This window comes from Buchnera aphidicola, from assembly GCF_900128725.1.
GTDB lineage: Bacteria > Pseudomonadota > Gammaproteobacteria > Enterobacterales > Enterobacteriaceae > Buchnera_F > Buchnera_F aphidicola_K.
Genome location: NZ_LT667500.1, coordinates 1 through 15,953, shown reverse-complemented (window position 1 = coordinate 15,953; position 15,953 = coordinate 1). Strand labels below are relative to the sequence as shown.

General features: G+C 28.8%; 12 protein-coding genes, 1 tRNA gene and 1 pseudogene. 6 read left to right on the top strand and 8 right to left on the bottom strand.

What is annotated here, in order from left to right; translation table 11 throughout:
- Window positions 1-143 precede the first annotated feature (143 nt).
- Both rsmD and dnaC read left to right on the top strand, forming a co-directional pair.
- Window positions 144-707: a 16S rRNA (guanine(966)-N(2))-methyltransferase RsmD gene (gene rsmD, locus CINFORN2912_RS00070; protein ID WP_075433640.1), complete on the top strand. Its 564-nt coding sequence runs from the start codon at window positions 144-146 to the stop codon at window positions 705-707.
- Between the two features lie 306 nt (window positions 708-1,013).
- Window positions 1,014-1,751 (top strand): DNA replication protein DnaC, encoded by a 738-nt coding sequence (gene dnaC, locus CINFORN2912_RS00065; RefSeq protein ID WP_075433639.1) that lies wholly within the window; start codon window positions 1,014-1,016, stop codon window positions 1,749-1,751.
- A gap of 30 nt (window positions 1,752-1,781) precedes the next feature.
- Here the strand turns inward: dnaC and efp are convergent, their stop codons facing one another.
- The 3 genes from efp to CINFORN2912_RS00050 all read right to left on the bottom strand — a co-directional run bounded on the left by efp (window position 1,782) and on the right by CINFORN2912_RS00050 (window position 4,503).
- The gene (gene efp, locus CINFORN2912_RS00060) at window positions 1,782-2,351 is read right to left on the bottom strand and encodes an elongation factor P (RefSeq protein WP_075433638.1); all 570 of its coding nucleotides are present in this window, start codon (window positions 2,349-2,351) and stop codon (window positions 1,782-1,784) included.
- A 161-nt stretch (window positions 2,352-2,512) separates the two neighbouring features.
- Complete coding sequence (groL, locus tag CINFORN2912_RS00055; RefSeq protein ID WP_075433637.1) at window positions 2,513-4,162, bottom strand: chaperonin GroEL; 1,650 nt, start codon at window positions 4,160-4,162, stop codon at window positions 2,513-2,515.
- Window positions 4,163-4,209: 47 nt separating this feature from the next.
- Window positions 4,210-4,503 carry a co-chaperone GroES gene (locus tag CINFORN2912_RS00050; RefSeq protein ID WP_075433636.1) on the bottom strand — a complete coding sequence of 98 codons (294 nt, stop codon included), beginning with the start codon at window positions 4,501-4,503 and terminating at the stop codon, window positions 4,210-4,212.
- A gap of 314 nt (window positions 4,504-4,817) precedes the next feature.
- Between CINFORN2912_RS00050 and CINFORN2912_RS00045 the strand changes: the two genes are divergently transcribed.
- Window positions 4,818-4,890 (top strand) — tRNA-Phe (locus CINFORN2912_RS00045).
- 43 nt (window positions 4,891-4,933) lie between these two features.
- Here the strand turns inward: CINFORN2912_RS00045 and mnmE are convergent.
- The 4 genes from mnmE to rpmH form a co-directional block, all read right to left on the bottom strand.
- Window positions 4,934-6,298: a tRNA uridine-5-carboxymethylaminomethyl(34) synthesis GTPase MnmE gene (gene mnmE / locus CINFORN2912_RS00040; protein WP_075433635.1), complete on the bottom strand. Its 1,365-nt coding sequence runs from the start codon at window positions 6,296-6,298 to the stop codon at window positions 4,934-4,936.
- 79 nt (window positions 6,299-6,377) lie between these two features.
- The gene (gene yidC, locus CINFORN2912_RS00035; protein ID WP_172800922.1) at window positions 6,378-7,979 is read right to left on the bottom strand and encodes a membrane protein insertase YidC; all 1,602 of its coding nucleotides are present in this window, start codon (window positions 7,977-7,979) and stop codon (window positions 6,378-6,380) included.
- Window positions 7,980-8,059: 80 nt separating this feature from the next.
- The gene (rnpA, locus tag CINFORN2912_RS00030; RefSeq protein ID WP_075433634.1) at window positions 8,060-8,455 is read right to left on the bottom strand and encodes a ribonuclease P protein component; all 396 of its coding nucleotides are present in this window, start codon (window positions 8,453-8,455) and stop codon (window positions 8,060-8,062) included.
- The gene (rpmH, locus tag CINFORN2912_RS00025) at window positions 8,446-8,580 is read right to left on the bottom strand and encodes a 50S ribosomal protein L34 (protein WP_075433633.1); all 135 of its coding nucleotides are present in this window, start codon (window positions 8,578-8,580) and stop codon (window positions 8,446-8,448) included. The genes rnpA and rpmH overlap by 10 nt, the downstream gene beginning before the upstream one ends.
- Window positions 8,581-8,884: 304 nt before the next feature.
- Between rpmH and dnaA the strand changes: the two are divergent.
- From dnaA to gyrB, 3 genes and pseudogenes are all read left to right on the top strand, one after another.
- Window positions 8,885-10,241: pseudogene (gene dnaA / locus CINFORN2912_RS00020) on the top strand (chromosomal replication initiator protein DnaA).
- A gap of 3 nt (window positions 10,242-10,244) precedes the next feature.
- Window positions 10,245-11,351, top strand: a complete 1,107-nt coding sequence (dnaN, locus tag CINFORN2912_RS00015) for a DNA polymerase III subunit beta (RefSeq protein WP_075433632.1) — start codon at window positions 10,245-10,247, stop codon at window positions 11,349-11,351.
- Between the two features lie 103 nt (window positions 11,352-11,454).
- Window positions 11,455-13,866: a DNA topoisomerase (ATP-hydrolyzing) subunit B gene (gene gyrB, locus CINFORN2912_RS00010; protein ID WP_075433631.1), complete on the top strand. Its 2,412-nt coding sequence runs from the start codon at window positions 11,455-11,457 to the stop codon at window positions 13,864-13,866.
- A 117-nt stretch (window positions 13,867-13,983) separates the two neighbouring features.
- Here gyrB and mnmG read toward each other — a convergent pair whose 3' ends face one another.
- A complete protein-coding gene (gene mnmG, locus CINFORN2912_RS00005) occupies window positions 13,984-15,873 on the bottom strand; it encodes a tRNA uridine-5-carboxymethylaminomethyl(34) synthesis enzyme MnmG (protein ID WP_075433630.1) in 1,890 nt (629 codons plus the stop codon).
- Window positions 15,874-15,953: the final 80 nt, after the last annotated feature.

Here is a 15,953-nt window from a genome sequence, read left to right as displayed (position 1 = left end):
TTTTAAAATTTTTTTTTTTTTGGAAAAATATTGAAACTAGAAAAAAGGTTGTTTTTTTTAATATCCATATACACCCCGTAAATATATTACAAAATATATTATAATTTATTAAAATACAATAATTTTATTATTAATCAATCAATATGAATAAAGTAAAAAATAAGAACAAAAAAATTAGAATTATTGGTGGCTTATATAAGGGCAGAGTATTACATTCAGTTAACAAGATTAATATTCGGCCTACAAGAAACCGTATTAAACAAATAGTGTTTAGTTGGTTAGGGCAATATATAGAAAATTCTATATGCTTAGATTGTTTTTCAGGCAGCGGTAGTTTAAGCATAGAATCGGTATCTCGATTGGCAAAATCTGTAACGGCATTAGAAAAAAACTATACATTAGTTCAAAAACTAAAAAATACATTAAAAATATTTTCTATTAATAATATTTCTGTGTTCCGCGTACATACACTACGATGGCTAAAAAAAATTGGTTATCCATATGATATTATTTATTTAGATCCACCATTTTCCAATAAATTATTATTAAATCAATCGATTAGACATTTAGAAAAATATAATTGGGTTCATAAAAATTCGATTATATATATTGAACATATCGACAATAATATTTATATACCCAACAATTGGAAGCTAATGAAAAAAAAAAAAATAGGCATTGTTTCATTTTCATTATTTTATAAATAAAAATTTTATCTTTAGATGCACCGATTGTAGTTATTATAAATAATATATCATATATCAATATATAATTGTATTTTTTTTAAATAAAATTTCTAAAATTAGGCGCGTATTTCATATTTAACAATAATTATAGATATAAAATTTTTTACTGTAATATTCTAAGGATTATCTCTGATAGCTTATTTTTGATCTCTAATTGTTATAAATCATATTTAAAAAATAAATATATATATTTATACTATTAATATTTTTAAAAAGGTATCGAATTAATTTTTTAATTGTATAAATATGTACAAGGAAAAAAAATATATGAATCATTTTTTAAACAAGCTAAAAAAAATTATACCTTCTTACATACAGCCAAAATTCTATAATGACAAAGAACTATTAATATGGAATCAAGAACAAGGAAAGAAATCTTCAAAATCTATTATTCAAAAAAATAAAGCTATGAAAATGCAAAGAACTCTCGGAAGATCGGGAATACGAGAACTATACATGAATTGTTCATTTGAAAATTACCGCATTAATCACGAAGGGCATCAAAAAGTATTGCATGCAGCGCGTCGATATGCTGAAAATTTTAAAAATAATATTGCGAGCTTTATATTTACTGGCCGGCCCGGAACAGGAAAAAACCATTTAGCATCAGCAATTGGAAATTATTTAATATTACATGGAAATAGTGTTTTACTAATTACTGTAGCTGATCTTATGTCTAGCATTAAAGGAACTTTTAATGATTATTCGCTCTCAAAGATGACAGAAGAAAAATTATTACATAACTTCAGTTCAGTAGACTTATTAATGATAGATGAGATTGGTATGCAGCTGGAATCAAGATATGAAAAAATTATTATTAATCAAATTGTAGACAGAAGATCATCTTCTAAAAAGTCTACAGGAATGTTGTCTAACTTAACTCTTAAAGGAATGAAAAATCTTCTAGGCGAAAGAGTGATCGATCGCATGCGCTTGGGTAATGGTCTGTGGTTAACATTCGACTGGGAGAGTTACCGAAAAAATATACGTGGAAATGAATATTAACAATTATTATAGCTAAGTTATCCAAATATATTATTTAACTATACGAGAAATATATTTTCCATTGCGAGTATCTATTTTTAGATAATCTCCTTTTTTAATGAATAATGGAGCTCGAATTATTGCTCCTGTTTCTAATGTGACTAACTTATTATCTGAATTTATTGTATCCCCCGATATAACGGCATCCACATCATATACCTTTAATTGAACAAAATTATCAATTCGAACAGAAATAGGAGCTTCGCGCCATAAAGTAATTACGCAAGAAGAAAGATTCGTTAACCACTTTTCGTATCCAAATAAAAACGTTTTCAATACAGAAATATGTTCAAAAGTCTTTTTATGCATAAAAAACCAAATAGAGCCATTATTATATAAATAAGATGCTTCAATATCTACAACATCAGTTGAATAAAAAAGATCTGTTGCTTTTACGGTTTTAAAAAATAATTTTCCAGTTAATAATTGCTTTAATTTAATCCGTACAAAAGCTTGTCCTTTGCCAGGTTTAATAAATTCGCTGGAATAAACTTCATACGGCTGTTTTTTTATTAAAATTTTTATTCCGGACTTTAAAGAATTTCCACTATAAGCAGTCATAAAGTATATCTCAAAATGTATTTTTTATTAAACAACCCCTTGTTCTCAACATAATTTAGACAGAGAACAAGGAGATCAGCAAAATATATATTACTTAATAGTATAAATAATTTTTTATTTCGGTGATAACAATCCAAATGTCTTGGTCAATGATAATAAAACTACATCATTCCGCCCATTCCACCCATTCCACCGCCTGGCGGAGAGCTTAAATCAGATGCAGATTTTTCTTCTTTTGGTAAATCTGTGACCATACATTCTGTTGTGATCATAAGCCCGGCTACAGAAGCAGCATATTGTAACGCAGAACGAGTCACTTTTGTAGGATCTAAAATACCAAAGGATATCATGTCACCATACTCGTCAGTAGCTGCATTGTAACCATAATTACCATGACCATCTTTTACATTGTTAGTTACTACCGATGGTTCTTCGCCAGAATTAGCAACTATTTGACGCAAAGGAGCTTCCATTGCGCGCAATGCTACTCGTATTCCAACGTTTTGATCTTCATTTTGGCCGTTAAGACGAGAAATCTTTTCGGCTACGCGAACTAATGCTACTCCCCCTCCGGGAACAACGCCTTCTTCCACAGCTGCGCGAGTTGCATGTAATGCATCTTCAACGCGGGCTTTCTTTTCTTTCATCTCTACTTCAGTTGCTGCCCCTACCTTTAAAACAGCTACGCCGCCAGATAATTTTGCTAAACGTTCATTTAATTTTTCTTTGTCATAATCTGATGTTGCTTCATGCACTTCTTGTCTAATCTGTTGAATACGGTTTTTAATAGAAATTTTATCTCCATTTCCACCAATAATAGTAGTGGCATCTTTACTAATTACTACGCGTTTTGCTTGCCCTAAGTCTTCTAAAGAAGACTTTTCTAATTCCATAGCTAGTTCTTCAGATATAACAGAACCTCCTGTAAGAATAGAAATATCTTGCAACATCGCTTTTCGGCGATCTCCAAAACCAGGAGCTTTAACTGCAGAAACTTTAACAATGCCTCTCATTGAGTTAACCACTAAAGTAGCTAAGGCTTCGCCTTCTAAGTCTTCAGAGATAATTAGTAACGGCTTGCTAGATTTAGCTACTGATTCTAGAATAGGCAATAATTCACGGATACTAGAAATTTTTTTATCTGCCATTAAGATATAAGGATTATCTAATTCTACCAAACCTGTTTCGGGTTTATTAATGAAATATGGCGATAAGTAACCTCGGTCAAATTGCATTCCTTTAACCACTTCTAATTCATCTTGAAGGCCAGTACCTTCCTCAACCGTAATGACTCCATCATTACCAACCTTTTCCATAGCCTCAGCAATTAAACTACCCACTTTTTCGTCAGCATTAGCTGAAATAGTACCCACTTGAGTAATTGCTTTAGAATCTGAACAAGGAACAGATAATTTTTTTAATTCATCTACAGCGCTAATAACAGCTTTATCAATACCTCGCTTTAAGTCCATGGGGTTCATTCCAGCAGCTACTGCCTTTAAACCTTCATTGACAATTGATTGTGCTAATAATGTAGCTGTAGTTGTGCCATCTCCAGCAGCATCATTTGCTTTTGACGCCACTTCCTTTACCATTTGCGCGCCCATATTCTCAAACTTATCTTCTAATTCAATTTCTCTAGCGACTGAGACACCGTCTTTAGTGATGCTAGGGGGCCCAAAGGACTTATCTAGAACAACATTTCTGCCTTTAGGTCCTAGGGTAACTTTTACAGCATCAGCTAAAATATTAACTCCTCGAAGCATTTTAATCCGAGCTTCATTACCAAATTTTACATCTTTCGCTGCCATTTGAAAAGTCCTCCAAAATTTGCGTTGAAAATAAATAAAAAATCTTTTTACTCTTCTACAATTGCTAAAATGTCACTTTCAGTTAATATCAATACTTCTTCGTTATTTATAGTTTCAGTTTTAGCTCCATAGCCTTCATTAAAAATTACAACGTCTCCTACTTTAACGTCTAATTTCTTAATGTTACCATTGTCCAAACATCGACCTTTTCCAACCGATAAAACCACTCCTCTAGTAGATTTTCCTGCAGCAGAACCGGTTAAAACAATACCGCCAGCTGACTTTAATTCTACTTCATTACGCTTTACAATAACTCTATCATGTAATGGACGAAGTTTCATACAATGACCCTCTTTAAGTATAACACCGCAATACAGGTTTAAATAATAAAGAAAAAAATATTTTAAATGTTCTCTTTTATTTTAAGAATATATGGATCTTAACACTAAATTTCAAGGGTATCTATATTTTTATTTAACTATTTGCAGGAACTTTTTGTTTATTATGTATTATGGATACAATGCTAAACTAGATACTATACAAAAAATAGAAAAGATAATATATACACAAAAAAAAATATTTTTTTTCACAACAGAGAATGTTAAATTAATAATATATTGACAAAATTAAAATTTTACTGTTTAATAATTCTATTGCCCGGATAGCTCAGTCGGTAGAGCAGGGGACTGAAAATCCCCGTGTCGGTGGTTCAATTCCGCCTCCGGGCATAAGTAGTACTTATTCCTTATTAGAAAAATGGTAATAAAATATTTATTTGCCAATACAAAAATCAGAAAAAATTTTTTCTAATAAATCAGAACTACTAAAATTACCTGTAATCGTTAGCATAGCTTCTATAGCTAAACGAACATCTTCCGAAAATAATTCAATGCACAGATTTTTGTTCAACCATTCTTTTCCGTGCTTTAAATATTTTAATGATGCCTTCAATGCAGATAAATGTCTGTTTCGAGCTAAAAAAACATCCTCCCCTGCGTTTAACTCGCTAGATATTTCATGCATCCTATCTTTTAAAAAATTTATCCCCATTTTATATTTAATGGATAAATAAATACATTTAAACTGATTAAATACAATATCTAAGCAGGGTTTTTTATGAATCAAATCAATTTTATTAAAAATAATAGTAATATTTTGATTTTTTCTTAAACCATCAATATATTTTTTTACTAAAATATTATTACTATATTTATCTTGTGAAGCATCTAATATTAAAAATATATGTCGACAAGACTGAATATTTTTTTTTGCTAACTTTATTCCAATTAACTCGATAACATCATTGCTTTTACGTAATCCCGCAGTATCCACAAGCTCATAGCGCGCTCCATTAATCCAAATGTTTTTACACATGACATCACGTGTAGTTCCAGGAATATTAGTAACAATAGAAATCTTTTGATTAGATAAGTAATTAAATAAACTCGATTTTCCGACATTAGTCGGTCCGGTAATTACAATACTAATACCATTGTATAAAAGATTACCTTGACAACCCTTAAATATTAGTTTTTTCATTAAATAAATGGCATCGCTGAGACAGATTCTTATATCCGATATTAACGATGATTCATTTATTTCATCTGGAAAATTAATAACCGCCTCAATTCTAGCATATAATTTTTTCAATAAACTAATAATATCTCGTATCTTTTTCGAAAAATCACCATTTAATGAACGCAAAGATGCTTGAATTGAAAGCTCAGACTGAGCGTTTATTAAATCATTAATTCCTTCAGCTTGCACTAAATCCATTTTATTATTTAAAAATGCTCTTTCTGAAAACTCACCAGGGCGAGCTATACGAACATTTTTAATCAATAAAATATTCTTCATTAATAAATCCAATAATACGGAGTTTCCGTGTCCATGAAACTCTAATATATCTTCTCCTGTAAAAGAGAAAGGGGCAGGAAAAAACAAAGCAATACCATAATCAAGAATTTTTCCCGTTATATCTGAAAATGATGTATAATGCGCAAATCTTGGTTTCATAGAAATTCTTAAAAATTTTTCAATAACTTTTATAACAGCGGAACCGGACACTCGAATAATTCCAACACCAGATTGACCCGGTGCCGTAGCTGGGGCTACAATCGTTTTATCAAATATCATATTGATATTCCATATAAACACAATCATTAATCTATAAATAAAAAATAAAAAAATTTATATTTACTGTAAGTTACTTATGTTAACCAACAAAATTCCAGCGTATAAACCAATGTTGAAAAAAAGTACACCAATTATTTGTAATATAGTACAAAACTAATCCGGATGGTAAAGTAAGAAAAAAAGCAGTTGATAAGAACGGGATTGCTAATGAAAATATTTTTTGTGCCCTTGAAACGTTCTTCTTAGGTTCATATAATTGCGCGAATAATATGCTCAAACCAGCGAATATTGGTAATAGATAATGAGGATCTTGACTAGATAAATCTTTAATCCATAAAAAAAATGGTGCGTGACGCAACTCAACAGAACAGAGTAATACGTGATAAAATGCTAAAAATATTGGCATTTGAACGAGAACTAAAAAGAAACCATAAAAGGGATTCACATCATTAAATTGATATAAGGATAAAATTTTTTTTTGAATCTTATTCGAATCATTTGAGTATTTATCTTTTATTTTTTTTATTTTTGGATGCAACGCGTTCATCCGTAAAACGGATGTATATTGTAATTTTATGAGCGGGTATACCATCATTTTAATAAAAAAAGTCATAAAAATAATTGTTACGCCCCAGTTATGAAAAAAAAGATAAAAAAAGGTTAATAATCTAAATAAAGGTCGAGATAGCGCTCTTAGAAATCCATAATCTATTGTTAACTCTAAATTTTTCGCAACACCCTCTAATTGACTCGTTATTTTTGGTCCAATCCATATACTAGAACGAAATCTAGCCACAGAATTAGGAGCAATACGTTTAACTCGAGATACGGAACCGATTAATCTGGTTGAATCATTTAATCGACGAGAATATATGGTATAATTATCATCAAATTTAGGAATCCAAGCTGTTAAAAAATATCTTTGAGACAAAGCAATCCAGCCTTTTTTTGTTACCACCATTGTTTTTTGTTTATGATTTACTTTATGAAAGATATGTTTATGATATTTTTCTTGATCGCTAGACCAGACGATATTTTGAGCAGTTTTAGCTTTAAAAATATTTTTTAAAAAATTTTTTTCCTGTACAGGCGCTTGAGTTGTCTTCAATTCATTAAATACAGAGTGATTTACTGGCCGATGACTATTATTCTGAATTAAATACTCTACATTAACATTATAAGACCCTTTCTTCAAGGAAAAAATTTTTGTATATATAATATTATCACGCGACGTCCATTGAATACAAGCCTGAACTGTATCTTTTTCCAGTTTTAATTCAGGCGCAATATGCTTAACTGAATATAATGGCTGGTGTGTATGTGAAAAACGATAAGTTGGGGTATGGCATAAAATACCGCTAACCGCTTTATTCATAAGTTCTGGCGTCCAATTAAGCAAAGTTAGCTCAGATTTCTTATTTATGTCTTGATAAAAATTCAATAAATCTGCACGTTCAATATTTCCGCCTAATAAGTTAATATCCAAAGATAGAACATCATTTTTGATGTTAATAAATTGATCTTTATTATCACTGTGAATTGAGCGAGAAGCTTCATTCACGTTACTATGTATGTTTTGCATATTTACTTGAGTAAAAAAACGTACATACCGAAAGTTCCACATAAAAAAGGAACAAAATATACAGGAAACTGTAAAAAAAATGCGTTGCAAATATATCATAAACTTTTTCTCAGTCATTAAGAAATAAAAAATAAAATATAGCATCATTATACTGTATTTTAATTTGAGTTATCATCTATTTATATAGATAAAGCTTTATTGTAATGTTTGTATACCCACAATTTCTTTAAAACAGAAAAAATTATATTGTTAGTTAATAACTGCACATTTTTTTTGACAATAATACAAAAATCCATAGATACCAAAGTGTACTGGGATAGACGAAAACTTTCCCGAATTAAACGCTTAATTCTATTACGCTCATGAGATTTTTTTATATTTTTTTTAGAAATAGAAATACCTAATCGAGGAAAATTCAAATGATTTAATGAAACTAACCTAATAAATTCCGTGGTATGCGCTTTATTTTTCTTGTCATTACAACGTTGAAATGCAATATTTGATAGTAAGCGTAATTTTTTGCTAAAAGCAAAATAAGGTGTATTTTTTATTGTAGAAAGACATTTTAAACACATAATATAGAGCGCGATTTAAAACGTCGGTGAGATAAAATAGCTCGTCCACCTTTAGAAGACATACGAGCCCGAAAACCGTGATTCCGGTGACGTTTTATGTTAGATGGCTGAAAAGTACGCTTCATATAAACTACTCCTTTTTACGAACATGTTGATAATAATACTAAAAAAGTTAAATACAGATTGTTTTAAAACTAAACAAATTCTTTAATTTATAATAAAATAGCAATTAACAATAATAGTTTATTTGCATGAAATTACTTAAAATACATAATACGCCATTATTATATTGTTTTTAAAAAAAAATGTATAGAAAATTCATTATCGAATATTTAAAACAATATATATTAAATGTTACAAAAACATAATAATTATTATAGCTGCGTCACAAGAGAAAAATATTTAAATATTTTTATGGAAATTAATAATATGTTATTTTCAATTTGGAAAGAATGTTTAACATGCTTACAATCGCAATTACCTCCGAAAGAATTCAGTATGTGGATACTGCCGCTAAAAGCTATAATAAAAAATGATATAATCAATTTATATGCCCCCAATATTTTTGTATTACAATGGGTGAAAAAAAAATATATCAATAATTTTAAAAAGTTATTATATAAATTATGTAATTCGCAACCACCCTTAATTATGTTACAAGTCTTACATAAAAGCTTTGCCTCTCTACAAAATAATCATACCGTATACATTAAAACAAAAAAAAAAAATATTAAAAAAAAAAAAATCTAACATGCTCTTTTGTCCACACACAAAAATTAATCCAAAATACCAATTTCATAATTTTATTGAAGGAAAATCTAATCAACTAGCTCTTTATTCATCATATAGATTTGCTAATCATTTTAATGATTTCTATAGTTCATTATTTTTATACGGCAATACTGGTTTAGGTAAAACGCATTTGCTGCATGCTATTGCTAATAAAATTTTAGCAGAAAACTATCAAAAAAAAGTTATTTATGTGCACTCAGAAAATTTTGTTCAAAATATGGTTAACGCGCTAAAAAATCATTGTATTGAAAAATTTAAAGATTATTATCGATCTATTGATGTGCTCTTAATAGATGATATTCAGTTTTTTGCTTACAAACAACGTTCACAAGAAGAATTATTTAATACATTTAATACATTGTTTGAAAAAAAACAAAAAATTATTTTAACAGCAGATTGTTATCCAAATGACATCAAAGGAATAGCGGAAAGACTTAAATCTAGATTTAAATGGGGTTTGACTATATCAATTGATCCCCCTGAATTAAGCGCAAGAATCAATATCTTATTGCACAAAGCGTTAGAAAACAAGATTAATTTGTCAGATGAAGTCGCTCTATTTATTGCAAAAAAAATAAACTCTAACGTAAGAGAGCTAGAGGGTATATTAAAAAAAATTCATATTGTTTCTTTATTTAAAAAAGAAAAAATAACAATACATTTAGTTAAAAAAACGTTAAATCAAATCATAGGACGAAAAAATAAAAATATAGATATTAATAATATTCAACAAATAGTCTCTAAATACTTTCAAATCTCTGTATCGGATTTAATATCACAAAAAAGATCTCAATCTATTGTTCAGCCTAGACAAATAGCAATGACTCTAACAAAAAAATTAACCAAGTGCAGCTTTTTAGAGATAGGAAAAGCGTTTGGAAAAAAAGACCATACTACTGTGTTACATGCTTATAAAAAAATTAATCAGTTAAGGAAAGAAAAAACGGAAATCTATTATGATTTTTTATATCTATTTAACCAACTCAGCTCATAAAACATGGAATTCAAAATAAAAAAAAATGATTTTTTAAATCCCTTAAAAAAAATCCATAGAATTATTACAAAAAATCCAATATTCCCAATATTAGAAAATATTATTTTAAATGTAATGAAAAACAAAATAATATTAACAAGCTCAAATTTAGAGATAGAATTAAACGCATATATTGCAAAAGAATTCTTTTTTTGTTATATCCCTGGATCCTGTTTAATATCTGGAAAAAAAATACTCAACATTTGTCGTAATATTCAAAATAACGTCGAATTACATTTTCAGATCATAAAGAAAAAAATACATATTCGAGCACTCGATAGCTTGTTTAAGTTAAACACAAGCTCCGATAAAAATTTTCCAAAATTTCAAATTATTAAAGGGACAAAAACTTTTTTTTTATCTCAGAGCATACTTAAAGAAATTATTTCGTTAACAAGTTTTTCAATAGCTCGTAACGATATACGAACTGCTCTAAACGGAATGCTTATTGAGTACAAAAACAATTATTTATTTAGTGTTACGACGGATGGACATAGATTATCTATGTACAAAAAAAAAATATATTTAGACATATCTTGTATATCATTTATTATTAATAAAAAGAGTATCTCAGAATTATCAAGACTACTTACTGATACAACAGAAAAAATACAGATAACTATTAGTAATCATTATGCCGCTTTTCACGTTCAAGAAACTTTATTACAAACAAAGCTACTCAATAATAATTTTCCTAACTATCAAGATGTGCTGCTTAAACACGATACTTTTTGTATATCGGTTTCTAGAGAAAAACTGAAAGAATCATTATTAAAAACATCAATTCTATGTAATACTACGTTCAAAGGAGTATGTTTAAATTTTTCTAAAAATAAATTAACAATAACATCAAATAATCAAGAAGATGAAGAATCATCCGATGCATTTGATATCAATAATCAGCATGAAGAAATTTCATTTTCTATAAATGTTTTTTATTTATTAGATTCACTAAACGCATTACATGCTGATACTATTAACATAGTATTTAAAATACCTATTTCAAGCATTCAAATTCAAACCAATACAAAAAAAGAAATATTATATATAATCATGCCTTTAAACTTATAAACGCACATTAAATATCAATTTATTATAATAAAACAAACAAAAGAATAAATATTCTTTTTCTAAATTGAGATAATAAAAATATCTTTATAAAATAGGAAAAAAAATGTCTAATTTATATACCTCATCTAATATAAAAATTTTAAAAGGATTAGATGCGGTGAGAAAACGACCTGGCATGTATATCGGTGATACTGACGACGGCACTGGATTACATCATATGGTCTTCGAGGTTGTGGATAATTCAATAGATGAAGCTTTAGCTGGATACTGCAATGTAATTGCAGTAGTAATACATACTGATAATTCTGTTTCTATTCGCGATAACGGAAGAGGGATTCCGATTGATATTCATCCTGAAGTAGGGGTATCTGCAGCAGAAGTCATTCTTACCGTTTTACACGCAGGCGGAAAATTCGACGAACACGCTTACAAGGTTTCCGGGGGACTACATGGTGTAGGTGTTTCAGTCGTCAATGCGTTATCATCACGACTAAAACTGTATATTTATCGTGATAAAAAAAAATATCAACAAACATATCTATTTGGGAATCCAAAAAAAAAACTAATATGTACAGGACAAACAAAGAGGAGAGGGACAAAAATTCGATTTTGGCCAAATAAAAATATTTTTACTAATCATAATATTTTTCAACGTGAAGTTTTACAAAAAAGATTGCAAGAATTATCATTTTTAAATGCCAATTTATTAATCAAATTAAAAGATTTGAGAAATCATTCAAAATTCCGTTACTACCACAAAGGAGGAATAAAATCTTTCATAAAATTTTTAAACAATCAAAAAAACCCCGTACATAAAAAAATATTTATTTTTAATAAAAAAAAAAAAAATATTGAAGTAAATATCGCAATGCAATGGAATTCAACATTTCAAGAAAAAATATTATGTTTTACTAATAATGTTCCCCAGCAAGATGGCGGAAGTCATTTATCAGGATTCAAATCTGCTTTAACGAGAACTTTGAACTACTTTTCTGAACGAGAAAGAACAAACAAGAAGAACAAAATCACGATTACCGGTGACGATGCAAGAGAAGGTTTAACTGCTTTAATATCAATTAAAATGTTTAATCCAAAATTTTCCTCTCAGACAAAAGAAAAATTAGTGTCTTCAGAAGTAAAATCAGCTGTGGAGACACTTTTGAATGAATATTTAATGGATTTTTTATTAGAACATCCAAGAGAAGCAAAAATAATTATTAAAAAAGTCATTCAATCAGCTCGTTCAAGAGAAGCTGCTAAAAGAGCACGGGAAATTACTAGAAAGAAAGGAGCTTTAGAAAATACAAGTCTTCCAGGAAAATTATCAGACTGTCAAGAAAGAGATCCATTGCTATCAGAAATTTACTTAGTAGAAGGAGACTCAGCCGGAGGATCTGCAAAACAAGGTCGAAATAGAAAAAATCAAGCAATATTACCCTTAAAAGGAAAAATATTAAATATAGAAAAAGCTCGATTTGAAAAAATAATAAAGTCACCAGAACTAATAACTTTGATTACCGCTTTGGGGTGTGGTTTCGGAAAAGACGAATACGATCCTAAAAAATTAAGATATCACCACATCATAATCATGACAGACGCTGATGTAGACGGATTACATATTCGGACCTTGCTATTAACATTTTTTTTTCGACAAATGCCAGAAATTATAGAGAACGGCCACATATATATTGCTCAACCACCCTTATTTAAAATTAAAAAGGGTAAGATTGAAAAATATCTAACGAACTCAAAAGCACTAAATAAATATCAAAACGAATTAATACAACAAGATAGTTATATTACTTATTTTTCTGACGATAAACAAAAAAAAAATCAAGAAAACTTTTCTATTATCATAAATCAATTTCATCAATTAAATAAAATATTTGTTTCTGAAAATAACAGTATTCCAACTTTTATTTATAAAGCCATGCTAGATATTAGTCCATTAGAAAACTTAAAACAAAAACAAAAAGTAAAGTTATGGGTAAAAAAATTAATTCAAGAATTACAAAGAAAACAATGTAAAAATATACTAACTATATATTCATATCAAATAAAAAAACATAATAGTAATTATGAACCCATAATTAATGTAAGCAACAAGAAAAATTTTTTGGCATATCACCTAAAAAACAAAATTTTTTTATCTTCAAAATATAAAAAACTTATTAGCTTTATTAAAAAAATTTACTATATGCGTAAAACAAAAGCATATATAAAATATCATAATAAAAAATTTATATTTAATACTTTAAACAACATGATTGAATTATTAATCAAAGAAACGAAAAATTTTACCTCTATTCAAAGATACAAAGGATTAGGTGAAATGAATCCAGAACAATTATGGACTACTACAATGAATCCAAAAACAAGGAAAATGTTACAAGTCACTATGAGTGATGCTCTCTCAGCCAATGAATTATTTAGCACTCTTATGGGGGATGCTGTAGAACCTCGAAGAAAATTTATCAAAAAAAATGCATTATATGCAAAAAATATTGATGTATAACATGTAAAAAATTAAAAATAATTATACCAATTTCGGCAGGAAATAAATCTCAACGCCTGCCAAAAATATCTTTAAGTGCTCTTAAAAAGAGAATTATTTAAAAAAAAATAAATGTTATTATCTAACATGTTGTTTTTTTAAAAATACAAGCAAGATAGAAATCGCAACCGGTGTAATTCCCGGAATACAAGCAGCCTGCCCTATAGATTCTGGACGATATTTATTTAAAATACAAATAACTTCATTCGAAAGACCGGTAACATTTTTATAATCTTGAATGACGGACAATCTAGTATGTATATTGCGCGTTTGTTTGTTTATCTCTTTTTTTTGTCGTTGAATATATCCAGAATATTTACTTTGAGACTCAATTTCTTCTTTAATTCTCGGATCTTCTATAAAAAAATTATCAGATTGATAAACGTTAAGTAAATCGATTAAAATATCATATGTAATTTCTGGTCTACGCAAAAACTCAAAAGAAGTACAATCTTTCTGTAAGACAATATTCTGATTTTTTTTCTTAAAAAAAGAATTTACAAATTTGGATTTAAGGATAGTTCTATTTAAGCGACAACATTCTGTAAGAATAGTATTGTTTTTTTTAGAAAAAATCTTCCATTGCTTAGTATGTACAGATCCTAACTTATAACCTATTTCTGTTAAACGTATATCTGCATTACTTTCTCTCAAAAATAATCGATGCTCAGCTCTAGCAGTAAACATTCGATATGGCTCCGAAGTTCCTTTGTTGCAAAGATCATCTAGCAACACACCAATATATGCTTCATCCCTTCTGGGAATCCAAGGATCTTTTTCTTGAATAGACAAAGCAGCATTTAATCCAGCTACCAATCCTTGAGCAGCCGCTTCTTCATAACCAGTTGTGCCGTTAATTTGTCCAGCTAAAAATAAATTTTTAATAATTTTTGATTCAAGAGTCATTTTTAAATCTCTCGGATCAAAATAATCATACTCTACAGCATATCCTGGGTGAACAATTTTTGCATTTTCCAGCCCATAAATAGATCGAACGATTTTTTTTTGTACCGATAAAGGTAAACTAGTTGAAATACCGTTAGGATAAATGATATCACTAGTTAGTCCTTCTGGTTCTAGAAATATTTGATGCCGACTTTTATCGGGAAAACGAACTATTTTATCTTCAATTGAAGGACAATATCTAGGTCCTATGCCTTTAATTACACCGCTGTATAAAGGGCCATTATACAAATTACTTTTTACGTATTCATGTGTTTTTGCATTAGTATACGTAATAAAACAAGGCACTTGTTGCGGATGCTTAATTTTATTTCCTAAAAAAGAAAAAAAAGGAGTAGGTACATCACTATATTGTTTTTCAAGAAAATTAAAATTAATGCTTTTCAACAGCAAACGCGGAGGTGTACCTGTTTTTAAGCGACCTATTCTAAAAGAATATTTTTTTAAGTTTTTTGCTAAACTATCAGAAGACTTCCCATTTCTTCGGCCGCCCGAAAAAATTTTAGAACCAATATACATTTTTCCATTCAAAAAAGTACCTGTAGTTAATATTACTATTTTGCTATAAAAACAGTCCCTGTTACTTGTTATAACACCAGTTATTTGCAAGTTTTTAATAATTAAGTCCGATACTTCACGCTCCATAATAACCAAATTTTTCTCTTTTTTAAGAAATTTTTGCATTATTCTTTTATACAAACATCTGTCAGTCTGAGCCCGAGTAGAACGTACAGCGGATCCTTTTTTAAAATTAAGGACTCTAAACTGTATTCCAGAATAATCTGAAATACGAGCCATTAAACCCCCCATAGCATCTATCTCTTTAACTAATTGACTCTTTCCCAAGCCTCCAACAGCTGGATTACATGATAAAGAACCAATTTTAGTAATATCTTGTGTTAATAATAGCGTTTTATGCCCCATTCTTGAAGAAGCAGAAGCCGCTTCTGTACCAGCGTGTCCTGCTCCAATTACAATAATATCAAATTTTTCATAAAAAACCATATTTTTTCCTATTAATCTGTATTTTTTTTTAAAAAAAAATAAACTTCAAATATTAAAAAATTATTCGATAAATAAATGCA

Coding starts and splice junctions, on each gene's coding strand:
- rsmD (WP_075433640.1), top strand. CDS start 144: ATGAATAAAGTAAAAAATAAGAACAAAAAAATTAGAATTATTGGTGGC.
- dnaC (WP_075433639.1), top strand. CDS start 1,014: ATGAATCATTTTTTAAACAAGCTAAAAAAAATTATACCTTCTTACATA.
- efp (WP_075433638.1), bottom strand. CDS start 2,351: ATGACTGCTTATAGTGGAAATTCTTTAAAGTCCGGAATAAAAATTTTA.
- groL (WP_075433637.1), bottom strand. CDS start 4,162: ATGGCAGCGAAAGATGTAAAATTTGGTAATGAAGCTCGGATTAAAATG.
- CINFORN2912_RS00050 (WP_075433636.1), bottom strand. CDS start 4,503: ATGAAACTTCGTCCATTACATGATAGAGTTATTGTAAAGCGTAATGAA.
- mnmE (WP_075433635.1), bottom strand. CDS start 6,298: ATGATATTTGATAAAACGATTGTAGCCCCAGCTACGGCACCGGGTCAA.
- yidC (WP_172800922.1), bottom strand. CDS start 7,979: ATGATATATTTGCAACGCATTTTTTTTACAGTTTCCTGTATATTTTGT.
- rnpA (WP_075433634.1), bottom strand. CDS start 8,455: ATGTGTTTAAAATGTCTTTCTACAATAAAAAATACACCTTATTTTGCT.
- rpmH (WP_075433633.1), bottom strand. CDS start 8,580: ATGAAGCGTACTTTTCAGCCATCTAACATAAAACGTCACCGGAATCAC.
- dnaN (WP_075433632.1), top strand. CDS start 10,245: ATGGAATTCAAAATAAAAAAAAATGATTTTTTAAATCCCTTAAAAAAA.
- gyrB (WP_075433631.1), top strand. CDS start 11,455: ATGTCTAATTTATATACCTCATCTAATATAAAAATTTTAAAAGGATTA.
- mnmG (WP_075433630.1), bottom strand. CDS start 15,873: ATGGTTTTTTATGAAAAATTTGATATTATTGTAATTGGAGCAGGACAC.